19 protein-coding genes are annotated in these 19,157 nt (G+C 54.8%); 8 read left to right on the top strand and 11 right to left on the bottom strand.

Annotated elements, in window-relative coordinates:
- Positions 1–41 precede the first annotated feature (41 nt).
- On the top strand, positions 42–824 hold the full coding sequence (gene ygiD, locus G5574_RS10360; protein WP_054687032.1) for a 4,5-DOPA-extradiol-dioxygenase: 783 nt from the start codon (positions 42–44) through the stop codon (positions 822–824).
- 40 nt (positions 825–864) lie between these two features.
- On the opposite strand, the gene G5574_RS10355 is transcribed toward ygiD, so the two are convergent.
- The 3 genes from G5574_RS10355 to tolC all read right to left on the bottom strand — a co-directional run bounded on the left by G5574_RS10355 (position 865) and on the right by tolC (position 4,317).
- Positions 865–2,025: a glutathionylspermidine synthase family protein gene (locus G5574_RS10355; protein ID WP_164482583.1), complete on the bottom strand. Its 1,161-nt coding sequence runs from the start codon at positions 2,023–2,025 to the stop codon at positions 865–867.
- A gap of 8 nt (positions 2,026–2,033) precedes the next feature.
- Positions 2,034–2,702: a DUF1190 family protein gene (locus tag G5574_RS10350; protein ID WP_164482582.1), complete on the bottom strand. Its 669-nt coding sequence runs from the start codon at positions 2,700–2,702 to the stop codon at positions 2,034–2,036.
- Between the two features lie 142 nt (positions 2,703–2,844).
- Positions 2,845–4,317, bottom strand: a complete 1,473-nt coding sequence (gene tolC / locus G5574_RS10345; RefSeq protein WP_006118193.1) for an outer membrane channel protein TolC — start codon at positions 4,315–4,317, stop codon at positions 2,845–2,847.
- Positions 4,318–4,528: 211 nt separating this feature from the next.
- On the opposite strand from tolC, the gene nudF reads away from it, so the two are divergent.
- The 5 genes from nudF to parE are packed head-to-tail and all read left to right on the top strand — an operon-like array spanning position 4,529 to position 8,985.
- A complete protein-coding gene (gene nudF, locus G5574_RS10340; RefSeq protein WP_033739821.1) occupies positions 4,529–5,164 on the top strand; it encodes an ADP-ribose diphosphatase in 636 nt (211 codons plus the stop codon).
- Positions 5,161–5,586: a DUF1249 family protein gene (locus tag G5574_RS10335; RefSeq protein WP_006118191.1), complete on the top strand. Its 426-nt coding sequence runs from the start codon at positions 5,161–5,163 to the stop codon at positions 5,584–5,586. The genes nudF and G5574_RS10335 overlap by 4 nt, the downstream gene beginning before the upstream one ends.
- Positions 5,587–5,628: 42 nt before the next feature.
- Complete coding sequence (gene cpdA / locus G5574_RS10330) at positions 5,629–6,456, top strand: 3',5'-cyclic-AMP phosphodiesterase (RefSeq protein ID WP_006118190.1); 828 nt, start codon at positions 5,629–5,631, stop codon at positions 6,454–6,456.
- Positions 6,457–6,459: 3 nt separating this feature from the next.
- A complete protein-coding gene (gene yqiA, locus G5574_RS10325) occupies positions 6,460–7,041 on the top strand; it encodes an esterase YqiA (protein ID WP_033739817.1) in 582 nt (193 codons plus the stop codon).
- A gap of 48 nt (positions 7,042–7,089) precedes the next feature.
- Positions 7,090–8,985 (top strand): DNA topoisomerase IV subunit B, encoded by a 1,896-nt coding sequence (parE, locus tag G5574_RS10320; protein WP_006118187.1) that lies wholly within the window; start codon positions 7,090–7,092, stop codon positions 8,983–8,985.
- A gap of 65 nt (positions 8,986–9,050) precedes the next feature.
- Here parE and G5574_RS10315 read toward each other — a convergent pair whose 3' ends face one another.
- Together G5574_RS10315 and G5574_RS10310 are read right to left on the bottom strand one after the other, a co-directional pair.
- Positions 9,051–9,359 carry a putative quinol monooxygenase gene (locus G5574_RS10315; protein WP_033739815.1) on the bottom strand — a complete coding sequence of 103 codons (309 nt, stop codon included), beginning with the start codon at positions 9,357–9,359 and terminating at the stop codon, positions 9,051–9,053.
- A gap of 31 nt (positions 9,360–9,390) precedes the next feature.
- The gene (locus tag G5574_RS10310) at positions 9,391–9,972 is read right to left on the bottom strand and encodes an NAD(P)H-dependent oxidoreductase (RefSeq protein WP_033739814.1); all 582 of its coding nucleotides are present in this window, start codon (positions 9,970–9,972) and stop codon (positions 9,391–9,393) included.
- 175 nt (positions 9,973–10,147) lie between these two features.
- Here G5574_RS10310 and G5574_RS10305 point away from each other — a divergent pair, with 175 nt between their 5' ends.
- Complete coding sequence (locus G5574_RS10305; protein ID WP_006118186.1) at positions 10,148–10,897, top strand: transporter substrate-binding domain-containing protein; 750 nt, start codon at positions 10,148–10,150, stop codon at positions 10,895–10,897.
- 295 nt (positions 10,898–11,192) lie between these two features.
- Here the strand turns inward: G5574_RS10305 and G5574_RS10300 are convergent, their stop codons facing one another.
- The 6 genes from G5574_RS10300 to G5574_RS10275 all read right to left on the bottom strand — a co-directional run bounded on the left by G5574_RS10300 (position 11,193) and on the right by G5574_RS10275 (position 16,490).
- Complete coding sequence (locus G5574_RS10300; protein WP_006118185.1) at positions 11,193–12,053, bottom strand: ketose-bisphosphate aldolase; 861 nt, start codon at positions 12,051–12,053, stop codon at positions 11,193–11,195.
- A gap of 86 nt (positions 12,054–12,139) precedes the next feature.
- Positions 12,140–12,991, bottom strand: coding sequence for a class II fructose-bisphosphate aldolase (locus G5574_RS10295; protein WP_033739812.1), 852 nt, complete (start codon positions 12,989–12,991; stop codon positions 12,140–12,142).
- 9 nt (positions 12,992–13,000) lie between these two features.
- Positions 13,001–14,092, bottom strand: a complete 1,092-nt coding sequence (locus G5574_RS10290) for a PTS fructose transporter subunit IIC (RefSeq protein WP_164482581.1) — start codon at positions 14,090–14,092, stop codon at positions 13,001–13,003.
- 11 nt (positions 14,093–14,103) lie between these two features.
- Positions 14,104–14,418 (bottom strand): PTS fructose transporter subunit IIB, encoded by a 315-nt coding sequence (locus tag G5574_RS10285; protein ID WP_006118182.1) that lies wholly within the window; start codon positions 14,416–14,418, stop codon positions 14,104–14,106.
- Between the two features lie 20 nt (positions 14,419–14,438).
- Positions 14,439–14,909 carry a PTS sugar transporter subunit IIA gene (locus tag G5574_RS10280; RefSeq protein ID WP_164482580.1) on the bottom strand — a complete coding sequence of 157 codons (471 nt, stop codon included), beginning with the start codon at positions 14,907–14,909 and terminating at the stop codon, positions 14,439–14,441.
- An 18-nt stretch (positions 14,910–14,927) separates the two neighbouring features.
- Positions 14,928–16,490 carry a BglG family transcription antiterminator gene (locus G5574_RS10275; RefSeq protein WP_164482579.1) on the bottom strand — a complete coding sequence of 521 codons (1,563 nt, stop codon included), beginning with the start codon at positions 16,488–16,490 and terminating at the stop codon, positions 14,928–14,930.
- A gap of 392 nt (positions 16,491–16,882) precedes the next feature.
- Here G5574_RS10275 and parC point away from each other — a divergent pair, with 392 nt between their 5' ends.
- A complete protein-coding gene (parC, locus tag G5574_RS10270) occupies positions 16,883–19,156 on the top strand; it encodes a DNA topoisomerase IV subunit A (protein WP_033739803.1) in 2,274 nt (757 codons plus the stop codon).
- The last annotated feature ends 1 nt before the right edge of the window (position 19,157 follow it).

Here is a 19,157-nt window from a genome sequence, read left to right as displayed (position 1 = left end):
CGTATCGTGGTGTTCACAGAATGAACACATCAAGGATCACTATGAGTCAGGTTCGCATGCCGGCGCTGTTTTTGGGACACGGCAGCCCAATGAATGCCTTAGAAGAAAACCGCTATACCGCTGCCTGGCGTAAAGCCGGTGAAACCCTGCCACGGCCACGTGCGATTCTGGCGGTTTCGGCTCACTGGTACACACAGGGAACTGCCGTGACGGCGATGGACAATCCACGCACTATTCACGATTTTGGCGGCTTTCCTCAGGCGCTTTTTGATACCCGTTATTCCGCGCCGGGCTCACCCGCACTGGCGGAAGAGATTGCGGAACGGTTATCCCCGGTGCCGGTTCATCTGGATCACGCATGGGGATTGGATCATGGCTCGTGGGGCGTGCTGATTAAGATGTATCCCGACGCAGATATCCCGGTCGTCCAGCTCAGTATCGACAGCGGCAAGCCCGCCGCCTGGCATTTCGGGATGGGAAGAAAGCTGTCTGCGCTGCGCGATCGCGGCGTGATGATCGTCGCCAGCGGTAACGTGGTGCACAACCTGCGTAAAGTTCTCTGGGGCGGTGGCGAAGCTTACAGTTGGGCGACGGGGTTCAATAACTTCGTGCGGGACAATCTGGCGGTGCAGGCCGAGGCGGATGCACATCCGTTGGTGAGTTTTATGCAGCATCCGGATGCGGCCTTATCCAACCCGACGCCGGAACACTTCCTGCCATTGCTGTATGTGCTGGGTTCCCGTCACGCAGATGAGCCAGTGACCGTTCCGGTGGAAGGTATGGAGATGGGCGCAATCAGTATGTTGTCGGTACAGGTCGGTTAACGCGTAAGACAGGCCAGCGAACTGGCCTGGAGATAAAAGGCTATTCAATAAAGGCGTGCGGATAGAAACGCGACAGATCCTGCGTGATCAACTCCCGATCTTCCCGCAGGCCAATACCGGCCGGTTGATCGTCGATGAGCCAACTGCCAATCAGCGTATAACTGTCACCAAATTTTGGCAGCGGATGGAACTGCTGCACAATCACGCCTTCTTCGCCGTATGGACCATCCACCCGGGCGATCTCTTTGCCGTTTTCCACGATACGAATGTTAGCGCCTTCGCGGGAGAACAGCGGTTTGACCACATACTTGTCCATAGGCGGCACGTCGTCTTCAGCAAACCAGGCAGGCAGCAGGTTGGGATGATTGGGAAACATCTGCCACAGCATTGGCAATAACGCTTTGTTTGACAGAATGCTTTTCCAGGCGGGTTCAAGCCACCGCACGCCCGCATCCGCCAGCTTGGTCGAAAACATTTCGCGCAGCATAAATTCCCACGGGTAAAGCTTAAACAGATTACTGATCACCTGATCGTGCGGGTCAGTAAACTGGCCTTTCTCACCCAGCCCTATCTCATCAATATAGAGAAATTCGCTGGGTAAGCCGGCTTCCGTGGCGCAGTCCTGCAGGTATTGCACCGTGCCGCGATCTTCCTCGGTATCCCGGCAGCAGGCAAAGTGCAGCCAGTTAAAGCCGTGCTGCTGATGCAGCACCGTGAAGCGATCGATAAGCTTTTCCTGCAGGCTGTTAAACTGGTCGCTGCCAGGCGGCAACTGGCCCGCATTCAGCTGGTCTTCCAGCCACAGCCACTGGAAAAACGCCGCTTCATACAGCGAGGTCGGTGTATCGGCGTTGTTTTCCAGCAGTTTGGCATCGCCTCGGCCATCCCACGCCAGATCGAGACGGGAATAAAGTGAAGGCTGACGCTGATTCCACGAGTCACGCACGAAATCCCAGGTGTGTTTTGGAATACGGAAGCGGGTAAGCAGGGCTTCACTGTTTACCACTTTTTCCACCACCTGCAGACACATCTGATGAAGTTCGGCGGTCACCTCCTCCAGATAGTCGATTTGCGCCAGGGTAAACTGATAGTAAGCATCTTCGCACCAGTAGGGCTCACCGTGCATGGTGTGAAAACGAAAACCAAACTCTGTGGCTTTTTCCCGCCAGCCCGGACGCTCAGAAATCGCGATACGTTGCATAAACGGTATTAGCCTCCCAGCGAACGGCTGGAGGTGCCGGAAGCACTGCTGCGCTGCATCGCGTTTTGTTTCGCGACCGTTTCGCCAAAACCACCACGTGTGATGGTGGAGGTGGTGGTCGGTTTCGGCGCCAGGGCAGTTTTGGGCACGTTCATGGTCTTACCTGGAGTGGCATTACCGTAGTTACGGCCAGAGGCATCCACGAACTGACCGTTTGCCGGGCTGTTGGGGGTTTTCGGTGAGAACAACGGTTGCTGGGCAAAGCCCGCGCCACCGCCCATCATGCGCCCCATCATGTAGCCTGCCATTAACGGCATCCAGAAGCTGCCACTTTGCTGCGCTTCGGCATTCGTACTGCCTGTGCCCGCCTGTGCCGGTGCCTGCTGACACTGGTTTTCACCAAATTCGGCGACACAGTCTTCACGTGTCGCGTATTTTGGCGCGGTGCGTTCAGCTTCCTTTTTAGCGTTGTTAAACGCGGTGGTGCACTGCGCACTTTGTCCCGAATTGGCTTTTGAACAGTCGTCCGCGTTTTGATAAAGGGTGACGGTTTCGTCGTTTTGCTCACAACCTGCCAGCATAAATACCGCTGAAACAGCGATAGCAACAGGCGTTAAGTGTCTTGCTTGCCAGCTCTTACGAAAGGCGGCATAGCGGATCGTTTTAGTCCGTTTCATTATAAATATCCTGTGCCCAAAGGTAGTGCATAGAATAGGGGATGAGTGGTGAGAAATGAAGCTAACGGCCAAGCAGGACGGGGATCTTTACGTAGTTATACGTTTTGCAGAGAGGCGGGCCGCAAAGCAGCCCGCAACAGGCTTAGTGACTGAACGGATTACGGCTGCTCTTATGTGCGGCCTTATGTACGGGGGCCGGTGCTGGTGCCGTTTCGGAAGTGGAGATGTGATCTTCACCCAGCACCTGCTGTACATTTTGTGGCTGAACCGTTTCCGGCGAGGTTGAGATTTCTTTACCTAACTGACTGTTAAGCACACCCAAACTCTGCTCGTTCAGCGTGCCCAGGGCATAGCTGATATTCAACTGGTTAATCAGATAGCTGTAACGCGCATCCGACAACTGCTGCTTAGCGTTATAAAGCGTTGATGTCGCATTCAGCACGTCAACGATGGTACGGGTTCCCACCTGGTAACCGGCTTCCATCGCGTCTAATGAACTTTGCGCGGACACCACGGCTTGTTTGTAAGCGGCAATGCTACTTGCTGACGCATTGACGTTGTTGTAAGACGAGCGCACGGTCTGCACGGCTGAACGGTGCGCGGCTTCCAACTGCTCACTGGCGCTGACAAAGTTGTATTGCGCCTGTTTCACCTGCGAGGTCACGCTGCCACCGCTGTAAAGCGGCAGGGTAAAGCTCAGGCCCACTTTGTTGTTGCCGGTGATGGAATCTGTCGAGCTGGCATTTTGCTCAGCACGGCTTCCGCCGTATTTGCTGTTGGACAGGCCAGTCGAGGCGGTCAGATCCAGCGTCGGTAAATGGCCCGCCTCCGCTGAACGGATTTGCTCACGGGCTAAGTCCTGGTTCAGACGGGCAGAAAGCAGGTTCAGGTTGCGGCTTTCAGCCTGCTTAAGCAGCGAGTTAACCGCTTCAGGTTTAGTGGTTTTGAAGCGATCAATATCCAGCGACGCCAGCGCCAGGTAATCCATACCGGTAATCTGACGCAGAGACTCCACTGCGTTGTCCAGGTCATTACGCGCGGTCACTTCATTCGCCAGGACACTGTCGTACTGCGCGCGGGCGTTCTGCACGTCGGTGATGGCGACCAGGCCCACGTTGAAGCGCTGGGTCGTTTGATCCAGTTCGCGATAAATCGACATCTTCTGCGCTTCGACGTAAGAAAGCGTATCAATGGCTTTCAGCACATTGAAGTAGGCCGTCGCGGTGTTCAGAATCAGATCCTGCTGGGCGACCTGGTAGGTCACATCCTGAATACCGGCTGCTTTTTCCTGCAGCGTCAGCGCACGCCATTTTGACATATCGAAAATGGTTTGCGTCAATTGCAGCGAGCCACTGGTGGTATTGGAGTGAATACCGCTACTATCACGGTAGCCGTTTGCGTAGGTATAGTCTGCACCCAAACCCAGTTGGGGTAATAAAGGACTGCGCGCTTCGTTAATTTTCTCGAACGCCGCATCACGCGTCGCCGCAGAGCTACGCAGATCAGGGTTGCTTAAACGCGCTTGCTGGTAAACCTGAAGCAGGTTTTCCGCCTGGCTGGCGAAGCTGAAACCGCCCAGGCTCAGCCCAATAAAAAATGGGAGCAGTTTTTTCATTTGCATTCCTTTTGTTGCAGCAAATCGCAGTGACTGTGCCGCCTGTAAGCCAAAAATTATCGCAGATTCTAGCAGAGGGCAACTGTGAGATAAGGTGGCTGAACGTGCCATATTTGTGTGTTTCAGGTAAATAATTCAGTAATAACCCTTTGGATGGCATCTGGGCTTGTGTTTTATCTGTGTTATCCCAATCTGCATAAGGAACTTAATGATGAAGGACAATAAAACATCACCTGTGACTTTCACAAAAAATGATGTAGAAATTATTGCACGAGAAACCGCGTACGAGGGTTTTTTTTCCATTGTGCGTTATCGCTTTCGTCATCGGTTGTTTAATGGCCAAATGAGCCGGGAAGTGACGCGTGAAGTTTTTGAGCGCGGTCATGCCGCTGTGCTGCTACCTTATGATCCCGTCCGTGATGAAGTGGTGCTGATTGAACAGATCCGCATCCCGGCTTTCGATTGCAGTCCCACGCCCTGGCTGCTGGAAATGGTGGCAGGCATTATTGAACCGGGTGAAACCCCGGAGCAGGTGGTGCGCCGTGAAGCCGTCGAAGAAGCGGATCTGACGGTTGGCCGGGTCAAACCGGTGCTGAACTACCTGGCCAGCCCCGGCGGCACCAGCGAACGGTTATCGGTAATGGTCGGAGAAGTGGATGCCAGCCAGGCAAAAGGATGCCATGGTCTGGAGGAAGAGAATGAGGATATTCTTGTCCATGTGGTCAGTCGTGAACAGGCTTACCACTGGGTGGAACAGGGGATTATTGATAACGCGGCATCTGTCATCGCCTTGCAATGGCTGGCACTGCACCATAAAAAACTTCGAGAAGAGTGGACGCAAAAATGAAACAGCGCTATATCCCTGATTTCCCCGAGATGATGAGGCTGTGCGAAACCAATTTCGCCCAGTTACGTCGTCTGCTACCACGTGATGACGCAGCAGGCGCATCGGTGATCTATCAGGTGAGTGGCGCCCGCTACCAGGTAACCGTTGAGGAATCAACGCGTTATACTACCCTGGTCGATATCCGTCAGACGGCCCCAGCCGTAAGTTACTGGAGCCTGCCGTCAATGTCTGTCAGGCTGTATCATGACGCGATGGTGGCTGAAGTGTGTTCGACACAGCAGATCTATCGGTTCAAAGCACGTTATGATTATCCGAATAAAAAAATGAATCAGCGTGATGAGAAGCATCAAATCAATCAGTTTCTTGCTGACTGGTTACGTTATTGCCTGACGCACGGCGCGATGGCAGTACCGGTTTGCTGATGCGTATAATGCACTGAATGGCGTAGAGACGAAGGAAACGCTTTGGATAGCCTGCTAACTCTTCCTGCGACAACAGAATCTGAGGTTCGGATTCTGCAAGTAACGGACACGCATTTGTTCGCAGGAAAACACGAATCCCTGCTGGGGGTGAATACCTGGGCCAGTTATGACGCGGTACTGGATGCGATCATCGCGCAGCAGCGTGATTATGATCTTATCGTTGCCACCGGCGATCTCTCTCAGGATCACTCAGTCGAAGCCTATCAGCATTTTGTTGAGGGCATTTCGCGCCTGCCTAAACCTTGCGTCTGGCTGCCGGGGAATCATGATTTTCAACCTGCGATGGTCGATACGCTGGCAGAGGCCGGCATTAACGCGCATAAGCATGTGCTGTTAGGCGAGCACTGGCAGGTTGTTCTGCTGGACAGCCAGGTCTTCGGCGTGCCCCATGGCATGTTAAGTGACTACCAGCTTGAGTGGCTGAATACCACGCTTGCCCGTTATCCGCAGCGCCATACGCTGGTGCTGTTGCACCATCATCCTTTAGCGTCGGGCTGCACCTGGCTTGATCAACACAGCCTGCGCAATCCGCATCAGTTAGACGCCGTGTTGCAGCACTATCCGCTGGCAAAAACGCTGGTCTGCGGCCATATTCATCAGGAAATGGATGTACCCTGGCAGGGCCGCCGTGTGCTGGCAACGCCGTCGACCTGCGTGCAGTTCAAACCGCACTGTACCAGCTTTACCATCGATACCGTTGCGCCCGGCTGGCGCTGGTTTACGCTGCACAATGACGGTCAGCTTGAGACCGAAGTCAACCGACTCACCACACAGGCTTTTCGCCCCGATCTGGATGCTGAAGGATATTAACGGATGAAGGCGCTGCTTTATCTGCACGGCTTTAACAGCTCACCGCGTTCAGCAAAAGCGACGTTGTTTAAACAGTGGCTGAGCCAGCATCATCCCGATATCGAGATGATTGTGCCGCAGTTGCCCACGTTTCCTGCGGATGCGGCAGCTATGCTGGAAGATATTGTGCTCAGCCACAGCGGACGACAGCTGGGCCTCGTCGGTTCTTCGCTGGGCGGCTACTACGCCACCTGGCTGTCACAATGTTTTATGCTGCCGGCGGTGGTGGTCAATCCCGCCGTTCGCCCGTTTGAGTTGCTGGTGGATTTTTTGGGTGAAAATCAGAATCCCTACACCGGTCAGCAATATGTGTTAGAGTCTCGCCACATTTACGATCTGAAAGTGATGCAAGTTGATCCGCTGGAAGCGCCTGATTTATTGTGGTTGCTGCAACAAACCGGCGATGAAGTGCTCGACTACCGCCAGGCACTCGACTATTACAGCGCGTGCCGTCATACGGTTGAAGAGGGCGGAAATCATGCATTTACTGGATTCGAGCGCCATTTCCCGCAAATTCTGGACTTTCTGGGCCTGAATCACGCTTGAGCAACGTGGAAATCGCAACCATTTTCTTCATCTAATCAGACAGTTACCATGAGTCAATCAAGCTATAATGCGGGTGACATTGAGGTCCTGACTGGCCTTGAGCCGGTTCGCCGTCGCCCGGGAATGTATACCGATACGACGCGCCCTAACCACCTGGGTCAGGAAGTCATTGATAACAGCGTCGATGAGGCACTGGCGGGCCATGCCAAACGGGTAGAGGTGATTTTGCATGCCGATCAGTCGCTGGAAGTCATCGACGACGGGCGCGGCATGCCGGTGGACATCCACCCGGAAGAAGGCGTTCCGGCTGTTGAACTCATTTTGTGCCGGCTGCACGCGGGCGGTAAATTTTCCAATAAAAACTACCAGTTTTCCGGTGGCCTGCACGGCGTCGGGATTTCGGTGGTTAATGCCCTGTCCAAACGCGTTGAAGTGAATGTGCGCCGTAACGGCGAGATCTACACTATCGCCTTTGAAAATGGTGAAAAGGTGCAGGATCTGACCGTCACCGGCACGGTTGCCAAACGCAACACCGGCACCAGCGTCCATTTCTGGCCGGACGAACACTTCTTTGACAGCCCGCGTTTCTCGGTTTCCCGCTTATCTCACCTGCTGAAAGCGAAAGCCGTGTTGTGTCCGGGTGTCGAAATCGTCTTTAAAGACAAGCTCAACAATACCGAGCAGCGCTGGTGTTACGAAGATGGCCTGACAGATTATCTGTGTGAAGCCGTAAACGGCCTGCCGACGCTGCCGGAAAAACCGTTTGTGGGTGCCTTTGCAGGCGATATCGAAGCGGTGGACTGGGCGTTACTGTGGCTGCCGGAAGGCGGTGAGCTGTTGACCGAAAGCTATGTGAACCTGATCCCGACCATGCAGGGTGGGACACACGTTAATGGTCTGCGCCAGGGCCTGCTGGACGCCATGCGTGAGTTTTGCGAATACCGCAATATCCTGCCGCGTGGCGTGAAGCTGTCCGCCGAGGATATCTGGGATCGCTGTGCCTATGTGCTGTCGGTGAAAATGCAGGATCCACAGTTTGCCGGTCAAACCAAAGAGCGCTTATCTTCACGCCAGTGCGCCGCCTTCGTGTCAGCCGTGGTCAAAGATGCCTTCAGCCTGTGGCTGAACCAGAACGTGCAGGCGGCAGAACAGCTGGCAGAGCTGGCGATTTCCAGCGCCCAGCGCCGGATGCGCGCGGCGAAGAAGGTCGTGCGTAAAAAGCTGACCAGCGGCCCGGCGTTGCCCGGAAAACTGGCAGACTGTACAGCACAGGATCTGAATAAAACCGAACTGTTCCTGGTGGAAGGGGATTCGGCGGGCGGTTCAGCCAAGCAGGCACGCGACCGCGAATACCAGGCGATCATGCCGCTTAAAGGCAAGATCCTGAACACCTGGGAAGTCTCGTCGGATGAAGTGCTGGCCTCACAAGAGGTGCACGATATCTCTGTGGCGATCGGTATCGATCCCGACAGCGAAGATCTGACGCAGCTGCGCTACGGTAAGATCTGTATTCTCGCCGATGCCGACTCAGATGGGCTGCACATTGCCACGCTGCTCTGCGCGCTGTTCGTGAAGCACTTCCGCACGCTGGTGAAAAACGGCCACGTTTATGTAGCGATGCCGCCGCTTTATCGTATCGATCTGGGCAAAGAAGTGTATTACGCGCTGGATGAAGACGAGAAAGAGGGCGTACTGGAGCAGTTAAAGCGTAAGAAGGGCAAACCGAACGTTCAGCGCTTTAAAGGTCTGGGTGAAATGAACCCGCTTCAGTTACGTGAAACCACGCTCGATCCGAATACCCGCCGTCTGGTTCAGCTTACCGTCAGTGACGACGATATTGAGCAGACGCTGCGGACGATGGACATGCTGCTGGCGAAGAAGCGTTCTGAAGATCGCCGCAACTGGTTACAGGAAAAAGGCGACAAGGCCGATATCGAAGTCTGAGTCGGTTACCCGCTGCAAAAAGCCCCGGCCTGTACCGGGGCTTTTTCGTGTCAGCGTTGCAGAAATTACTGGCCGGGTTCCAGCACCAGAATTTTTACGTCTGTCACGTATTCTTTAATGGCAGCGCGATGGGCTTCCATATGCGGCATTTGCTGATGCTGGTCGAGATGACGCAGGGTTTCCCACTGCTCCAGCATGAAAATCGAATCGGGTGAGTTGTGTTTCCACGGCACCTGCGCCTGATGATCGACCAGCGCGCTGTACTGATGGCAGCCTTCTTCTTCCAGCACGGTCGGGATCACCTGATGAAACGCCTCCAGTACTTTCTGACGGTAGCCTGGCTTCACACAAATTTCAGCAACGACGGTTAACATTCACGTTTCCTCTTTCGGGGGGAAAGTCTATTTAAGCAAAAATTTCGCTGAGATGCGCCCGATAACGAGCAATATCCCGCGGCACATCAGGCTGCTTGATCACGTCGTTACAGATGAACGTCGGTAAGGCTTCCATTCCAAGGAACTGATTAGCCTTGTGAAAATGCAGGTACAGGCCATCCACGCCGACGCCTTCGAAGAATTGCTCAGGATCGGTAAAGGCTTCCAGCGGAGCGTTCCAGGTCAGGGAAAGCATATATTTTTTGCCCTGAAGCAGGCCGCCAGAACCGTATTTTTTCTCGCTGTCTGAACGTGTGCGACCATCACTGGCATACAGCTTGCCGTGGCCTTCCGTAAAGACTTCGTCAATATAACGTTTCACGGTCCAGGGTTCGCCCATCCACCAGCCTGGCATCTGATAAATCACGACATCGCTGTCGAGATATTTTTGGATCTCATCTGCCACAACATAGTCACTGTCGGCGACGGTAACGGTCACCTCATGGCCCAGATCGCGCAACTGGCTGGCGGCCACGTCGGTCAGCGTATGATTCAGTTCACCTTTAGAATGGGCGAAAGTTTTACCACCATCGATAATTAAAATGTTGCTCATTAAGCGTGTCTCCCGTATGCGTTTATGGGGAGTAGCTTAGGCCGCGACGCGCGGGAGAAAAATGCGAGAATGATCACAACACTTTTGCGATTAGCGCAATAACCCGTAAGGTTATGTCACCATAACGGCGCAAACTCACCTCTGAAAAAAAAGAATGATGAAGAAAACACTCATAATGACTTTACTGCTGGTGGCTGGCGGTGCTCAGGCCCAGTCACGTCTGGACAGCGTGCTCAACACCAAAACCCTGAAAGTGTGTACGACCGGGGACTACAAGCCCTACAGCTTTCTGAAACCCGATGGCCACTATGAAGGGCTGGATATCAGCATGGCGGAGTCGCTGGCGGCGTCACTGGGAGCGAAAGTGCAATGGGTACCTACCACCTGGAAAACCCTGATGCAGGACTTTTTAGCGAAACAGTGTGATATCGCACTGGGTGGCGTATCGGTTACGCTGAAGCGCCAGCAAACGGCCTGGTTTGCTCAGCCGCTTGGCGTGGACGGCAAAATTCCGCTGGTGCGCTGCGCGGATAAAACGAAGTATCAGACGGTTGACCAGTTAAATAAACCCGGCGTCCGGTTAATCGAACCCGCGGGCGGGACGAACGAAGCCTTTGTGCACAGTTATCTTCCTCAGGCGGCGTTAACGCTGTTTCACGATAACGTCACCATTTTCCAGCAGTTGGTGGATAACAAAGCCGATGTGATGATTACCGATGCCTCAGAGGCGCTGTATCAGCAAAAACGCTTCCCTTCCCTGTGCGCACTCAATCCGGATAAACCGCTTCAGTATGGCGAGAAGGCCTATATGCTTCCGCGTGATGATATGAGCTGGAAACAGTATGTCGATCAGTGGCTACACCTGAGCACGGCCACGGGAGAATATGCGAAGATTGCGCAGCAGTGGATGGGCGTGATGAAGTAATCATGTTTTGTGCGCTCAGTTTTTTTGCAGCGCTGTACACGCCATCCGACAGGGTTTCTGAGCGGGCGTCCTCACGTCGCTGTCGCGGTTGCCTTCACGTCGCGCTTCAGCCTGACGGACTGACGGACTGACGGAGACGATACAGCCTGTACCGACTCCGTTTTTTGCCCGCGTCCTGCGGGCTAATCCTGGCTTTATCGCTCTGTTCAGCGCTGCGGATTGCCTGCTCCGACTTTCTGTCAGATGGCTTTGAAACGCCACGGTGCGGTTATCTGAATCAAAAAAGCGAAGATGCTTAATACAACGACGCTTTACCCAGCCCACCAAACAAATTCATCTTGTAGCGAATGACCGCTTTTGCCGCCTCAATCGCTTCGGGATAAATTACGTTCGGATCCCACCAGGTTTCACGGGTTAACACTTCACGCACTTTCTGGAAATAGGCATATTTCATGTCGCTGGAGATGTTGATTTTACCCACGCCCAGCGTCACCGCCTCGGCCACTTCGGCATCGGGATTCGCCGAGCCGCCATGCAGCACCAGTGGAATGGAAACGCGCTGTGAAATGTCGCGCAGGATATGCATTTGCAATTCCGGTTTCATATCTTTGGGATAGATACCATGCGCGGTGCCGATGGCGACCGCTAAGGTATCCACGCCGGTTCGCTGCACAAAGTCTTCGGCCTGAGCCGGGTCGGTGTAGATCACTTTGCTCACGCCGCCTTCCACGGTCGTCCCGGTATCGCCAATCGTCCCCAGTTCGCCCTCAACCGACACGCCCACCGCATGGGCCAGCTTCACCACCTCTTTCGTCAGCGCCACGTTTTCTTCGTAAGGCAGCAGGGAACCGTCAATCATCACCGACGTGAAACCGCACTGAATAGCGCGCAGCACATGGGCCACCGATGCACCGTGATCCAGGTGCAGCGTAAACGGCACGCTGCTTTTCAGTGTGCGCTCCCGCACATAGCCAAAAAATGCATCGGTGACGAATTCCAGTTCACTGGGATGAATCGAGATAATGGCCGGGGTTTGAGTGGCTTCGGCTTCTTCCACGACCGCGCGGATAAAACAGCTGTCAGCGACATTGAAGGCGCCAATCGCAAAGCGATGTTGACGGGTGGGTCTTAACATCTCTTTCATAGAAATCAACATGTTAAATCTTCCTCAGCTTGTTTTATGACAAAGGGTTGCCCTGCGCTGACGTTCAGAGACGCGCACCGGGTTACAGCAGAAAGCCATCAGGCCTGACGGGCGGAGCCAGACCAGCTCAGATAGTCACTGACGACTTCACAACAGGCGGACTCCATCAGGGCGAGTAAGTCCGGCAGTTCGGTGGTGGGAGGGTGTTTAAGCGCCTGGTGCAGCGCCTGTTTACCGGCTTCAAATACCGCCGCGCCAACGTTAATCTTGGCGACGCCGTGCTGACTGACGCGCCGAATATCGTCCGCTGGCGTGCCACTGCCGCCGTGAAGCGCCAGCGGGCGCGATGAGGCCGCGTGCAGGTCTGCCAGACGCTGGAAATCGATTGTCGGCTGCACCCCAGCGGGATAAAGCCCATGCGCGGTGCCAACCGAAACCGCGAGCAGATCGATATGGGTCTGCTCAAGAAACGGCAGGACATCCGCCACCTGGGTCATTTTGACCGCCGCGTCGGCCAGCGCGTAGGTGGGCGCATCGGCGATATGGCCCAGTTCGCCTTCGACGCAAACCCCGGCGGTGTGGGCCATGTCGACCACGCGGGCCGTCTGACGAATGTTTTCGGCCAGCGGCTCCGCCGAAGCATCGATCATCAGCCCGGTAAAGCCTGCGCGAAAGGCCTGGCCAATCAGCGGAAAGGCCTTGCCATGATCGAGCGCCAGCGCGATTGGTACGCTGGCCTCCGCCGCCAGCGCCTGCACCAGCGGCACCGCGATGGCTGGCGGAAAATGACGGCTATGGCCTTGATACACATTCAGTATCAGGGGCGCACGCTGCTGCTCCGCCGCCTTAACCGCCGCCCGGGCACTTTCCAGGTTGAAGCAATTGATGGCCAGAACGGCATATTTTTTCTGCGCAGCCTGGCTTATCAGGTCGTTCATTGCCGCGTACATACTCACTCCTTATTCCAGTGTGAATTTAATGTCGTCGTCGCGAACGGTGTGATCTTCCACGTCGTCAAACTCTTCGTCGGCTTCAGTGACGGGCTTTTTCAGCAGCGAAAGCATGACGCCACAGATCGTGGTGCCGATACCGAGCGCCAGGCAGAACAACCCGGGTTTGGTGAACAGCGGTACGACAAACATGCCGCCGTGAGGCACCGGCGCTTCCACGCCCCAGACCATGATCAGGCCACCAGCAACGGCTGAGGCAACCACACAACTCCCGACGACCCGGAACAGATCGCGTGCGGCAATGGGGATCACACCTTCGGTGATCATGCAGATCCCCATCGGGAAGGCCGCTTTCAGGGCTTCTTTTTCCGCGCGGGTGTACTTATGGCGCGTGAGCAGCCAGGAGAGCGTGATGCCAAAGGGCGGGATCATCGAACCGGCAAATTTGACCGCTTCCGGCCCGTAAATGCCGTCCACCAGCATGCCATCCGCAAACAGCGACATGGTTTTATTGACCGGCCCGCCGAAGTCAAAGGTCGCCATCGCCCCCAGAATCGCCCCCATGATGAACTTAGAGCCCCCCTGCATTGATTCCAGCAGGGCGATCAGCGCCTTTTGCAGCCAGACAATGGGCTGACCGATAAACGTCATCATGAGCAGCCCGGCAATGATGGTGCTCAGTACGGGCAAGACCATGATCGGCATCAGCCCCTGCATCGACTGTGGAAACCGTATACTGCGCCGCAGCAAAATCACCGTGTAACCCACCAGGAAGCCACCCAGGATGCCGCCGATAAAGCCGGTGCCAATCTGTCCGCATATAAACCCGACGATTAAACCCGGCGCGAAGCCCGGCCTGTCGGCAATCGAGTAAGCGATAGCCGCACTGATCAACGGGACGATTAAGCCCATGCCCCAGCCACCGATCTGGTTCAGCATCCAGGCGATCGTACCGGGATGTTTACCCACATCGGGCCCGCCAATCACCTGACCCAGCGCAATGCAGATCCCGGCGGCGACAATCAGCGGGATCATCCAGGAGATCCCGGTTAACAGATGGCCTTTGATCGCTTGCCCGTACTGGCTTTTGTTAGCGTTCATTGTGGATCTCCTCAGGCACGCGCCAGTGAATCCGCCACTTTTTCCAGAAACTTGATGGGCGACTTGATCACCACTTCGGTTTTCACCCGCACGATCGGTTTGCCACGAAAACGTTCCTCGCCGGTGATCTTCACGTCCACCGCCAGGATCACCACGTCGGCTGCCGCTATCGTTTCGGCATCCAGGGCGTTTTCTGTCCCGATGGTGCCCTGCGTTTCCACATGGATGGTGTGGCCAAGGGCGTGAGCGCCTTTGATCATTTTTTCACGCGCAATGTAGGTATGCGCGATGCCCGCCGTACAGGCGGCAACACAGACAATGTTCATGATTACCTCGGATTCCAGGGTTAACAGAGGTCGGTTTCGGCGTACTGACTAAACAGCCGAATGATTTCGCTGGGATCGTTTTCCACCAGCAGCTGCGCAATCACCTCATCATCGGCCAGCGCACTGGCCACCTGTGACAGCAGGCGAATATGGGTCGTGTTTTGATCTTCCAGCCGCACGGCAAACAGGATGATGCAGCGCACCTTGCTGCCATCCAGCGTCTCCCAGGGGATATCCTGCTGGCTGCGCCCGATGGCCAGCGTGGTTTGCTTAACGGCGGAGGACTTACCGTGAGGAATGGCGATATGATTCTCAAACCCGGTCGATCCCTCCGCCTCGCGTAGCCAGACATCACGGATAAAGGCCTCTTTATCGCTAATGGCACCGTCACTGAACAGCAACTCCGTCAGTTCGATAATGGCCGCTTCTTTGCTGCTGGCCTGCAGATTGAGATTGACGCGGCGTGGCATGAGAATGCGAGAAATGTCCATTAATCAGACCTCATTCAGTTAATGTTCTGCCAGTGCGCGCGTTGCGGCCTGTGGCAGTTGGCGACCAATCATGGCGTCCGTCACCCGGCGAATATCGTCGTCGTTAAAAAACGCAGTAACATACACGGTGGGCAAGGTGCTGATATCGAGATGAATGGTGGAGATGACCAGATCCACCGGCTCCTGCTGACAAAAGTCGTCCAGCGTGCTGGCCGAAATAACGCCCACGATAATCCAGTCCGGAAAGGCGCGCAGGATGCGACTTTTCAGCAAATGCGACGTGCCGACGCCGCTGGAACACACCAGCAAAATACGTTTATGGGCGATTTGCCGTTCAAGCGCGGCCTGAAAATGCACGCACAGATAACCGATCTCATCGTCAGCGATTGGCCCATAATGAAACCGCTCGGCCGTTACCTGCATGGCGCGTTGGGTCAGCGTGAAAATATCCTGTAATTCCGCTTTTATGTCATCGAGTAAGGGATTGCGAATCGTAATATGATATTTAAGCCGGTTAAGTAGCGGCTTAATATGGAATAGCAAACCTTCAAATAATAAAGAATCGGTCGACAGATCCTTTTGGATGAATGTGGAAAAGCAATGAATTAATTCGAGCGTAATATTGCGCGATGCTGCATTTGAAAAAGGAGAGTGCGATAGCATGTGGCTGCCGCGTTCTTCGACTACAATGCCCGATGAAATAATATATTGATAAATAAATCCCACTTCATCCGCGGGCGCGGATTGCCCCAGCCGCTGTTCAATCTGTACTACCATCTGGCGGGCAATCTTCAGAATGCGGTTGTCCATTTCTGACGCGCTCAGAGCCAGCGGCAGGGACAAGGCTTTGCCCTGCGCCATACGGTGAATCATGATCAGAATATGGGTGGACAGATTGAGGTAATACGCATCGCTCAAAGGGTAGCCAAGCTGCTGCTCCATTTTCTGCAGTAAGCGCTGCACAAAGGCCACGTCCTCTTCGCCAAAATAGTGGATCAGCGCCTGATAACTGCCGGGGTCGAGCCGTGGCAGGGCCATATTGCTGCCCGTGTTATGCTGCATAACGTCGTTAATCAGCAAAACCATGGCCTGGCGCAGTGCCTGTTCGCTGCCTGCCACATGCGTGCCGCTCTGGCTACGGACCAGCTCCAGCGCCAGCGGCTGCAACCACTCTTCAATCACCTTGAGGTCATTAACAATCGAAGCGTGACTGATGAAATAACGTTCAGATAACTTACTGATCGAGGTTTCACGTGGCGCGTCTCGTAGCAACTGGGACAGGATTTTTACCCGCCGCGCATTGTTGCTTAAGCCCGCAGACCAGTTATCGTCGCTGGCAACATGCTGCTGCAAGCGCAGCCGCTGTTCATGATCGTATGTTTCCAGCGCCACACAGCGGCCAGGCAGCTTCACCAGTTGCGCCTGCCAGCCATGCAGCCAGGGTTCCAGACTTTGTAAATCCCGATAAATACTTTTTTCAGAAACGGTTAACTGTTGGGCTAATTGCGCCAACGCCAGCGGCGTGCCCGCCTGTAACAGTAATTTCAGTAATCGGTGTTGTCGTGAAGTCAGATTTTGCATTCAGTCACCCGTCTATTATTTCGTTAGCGGTGCTTAAGTGGCAATTCGTTAAATCCAACCAGGGCATAAAATAAAACCGGTATATGTCGCTGAAATTGAATTTAGGTGGTGAAAGAAAAAGCAACAATACTAAATGTTGTCCCGGGGACGGGACAGGATTAATACGCTATAAATAAGCTGATAATTAATTGCGAGGAAGGTCACAAACTATTAAAAATAAGCGCACGGGGATTTTTACCGGTGCGGTTTTTTCGGCGACCGGAAAACAGGGAAAAAAGAGTGACCAGCCCGCTCCAGGACTGTGACTAATACCCACGAATAAGGTACTATCCTCGCCAAACAACCGCCGGGTGATCCGCCGTTGCGGGTCACGATGTGAGGATGAGGACTTAATGAGCGAATTGACGCAGGATGGTGCAGAGCGTCTTGCCCTGCATACGTTTACTGAGAATGCGTACTTAAACTACTCCATGTACGTCATCATGGACCGTGCGTTGCCTTACATTGGCGACGGCCTGAAACCCGTCCAGCGCCGCATTGTATATGCCATGTCGGAGCTGGGGCTTAACGCCACCGCCAAATTTAAAAAATCGGCCCGTACCGTGGGTGACGTGCTGGGTAAATACCATCCTCATGGTGACAGCGCCTGTTACGAAGCCATGGTGTTGATGGCACAGCCGTTCTCCTACCGTTATCCGCTGGTCGATGGCCAGGGAAACTGGGGAGCACCTGACGATCCTAAATCTTTCGCCGCCATGCGTTATACCGAGTCTCGCCTGTCGAAGTATGCCGAAGTGCTGCTGGGTGAGCTGGGGCAGGGCACGGCAGACTGGGTGCCAAACTTTGACGGCACGATGCAGGAGCCGAAGATGTTGCCGGCGCGCCTGCCAAACATTCTGCTGAACGGCACCACGGGGATCGCGGTGGGCATGGCAACCGATATTCCGCCGCATAACCTGCGCGAAGTGGCGCAGGCCGCTATCGCCCTGATTGACGATCCGAAAACCAGCCTGGATGCGCTGCTGGAGATTGTGCAAGGGCCGGATTTCCCGACCGAAGCCGAAATCATTACGCCACGCGACGAAATTCGTAAAATCTATCAGAACGGGCGCGGCTCGATTCGCCAGCGTGCGGTGTGGAAAAAAGAGGACGGCGAGGTGGTGATCACCGCGCTGCCGCACCAGGTGTCCGGTGCCCGGGTACTGGAGCAGATTGCCAGCCAGATGCGCAATAAAAAGCTGCCAATGGTCGAGGATTTACGTGATGAGTCCGATCACGAAAACCCGACTCGCCTGGTGATTGTGCCCCGGTCAAACCGTGTCGATCTGGATCAGGTTATGAACCACCTGTTCGCCACGACCGATCTGGAAAAAAGCTACCGTATCAACCTGAATATGATCGGACTGGATAACCGTCCGGCCGTGAAAAACCTGCTGGAAATCCTGTCTGAATGGCTGGTGTTCCGTCGCGATACTGTTCGTCGCCGTCTGAATCATCGTTTAGAACGCGTGCTGCGCCGTCTGCATATCCTGGACGGTTTGCTGGTGGCCTTCCTTAATATTGATGAAGTCATTCACATCATCCGTACCGAGGACGAACCAAAGCCAGTGCTGATGTCGCGCTTTGAGATCAGTGAAACCCAGGCCGAAGCGATTCTTGAACTCAAGCTGCGCCATTTGGCGAAGCTGGAAGAGATGAAGATTCGCGGTGAGCAAAGCGAACTGGAAAAAGAGCGCGATCAGCTGCAGGCGACGCTGGCCTCTGAACGCAAAATGAATACGCTGCTGAAAAAAGAGCTGCAGGCAGACAGCAACAGTTTTGGTGATGATCGCCGTTCGCCTCTGCGTGAACGTGAAGAAGCCAAAGCGCTCAGCGAAACCGAGCTGGTTCCGTCTGAGCCGGTTACGATTGTTCTGTCGCAGATGGGCTGGGTGCGCAGCGCCAAAGGACATGATATCGACCCGGCGGGCCTGAGCTATAAAGCCGGTGACAGCTTCCTGGCGGCGGCACGCGGCAAGAGTAATCAGCCTGTGGCCTTTATCGATTCCACTGGTCGCAGCTATACGCTGGACCCCACCTCGCTGCCGTCGGCACGCGGGCAGGGCGAGCCACTGACCGGTAAACTGACGCCACCACCGGGTGCGGTTGTTGAACAGGTATTGATGGAGCCGGAAGAGCAGCGCCTGCTAATGGCTTCGGATGCCGGATATGGCTTTATCTGCACCTTCAACGATCTGATTTCGCGCAACCGTGCGGGCAAAGCGCTGCTGACTCTGCCGGAGAATGCGCGCGTCATGACGCCGATGGCTGTGCATCATGAAGACGACATGCTGTTAGCGATCACTCAGGCGGGCAGGATGTTGATGTTCCCGGTCGGCGAGTTGCCGCAAATGTCGAAAGGCAAGGGCAACAAGATTATCTCGATTCCGTCGGCAGATGCCGCGGCGGGCACGGATAAACTGGCCTGGCTGATGATTCTGCCACCAGGCAGCGCGATTACGCTGCACGTCGGTAAACGCAAGCTGTTGCTGCGCAGTGAAGAGTTGCAGAAATTCCGTGCCGATCGGGGTCGCCGTGGCACGCTGTTACCGCGCGGTCTGCAAAAAATTGATCGGGTCGAACTGGATGCCCCGGCACGTCCTGACAGCGCTGACAGCGACGCGTAAT

Origin of the sequence: Pantoea stewartii (genome assembly GCF_011044475.1) — a bacterium.
GTDB lineage: Bacteria > Pseudomonadota > Gammaproteobacteria > Enterobacterales > Enterobacteriaceae > Pantoea > Pantoea stewartii.
This window is presented reverse-complemented; position numbering and strand designations above follow the sequence as displayed.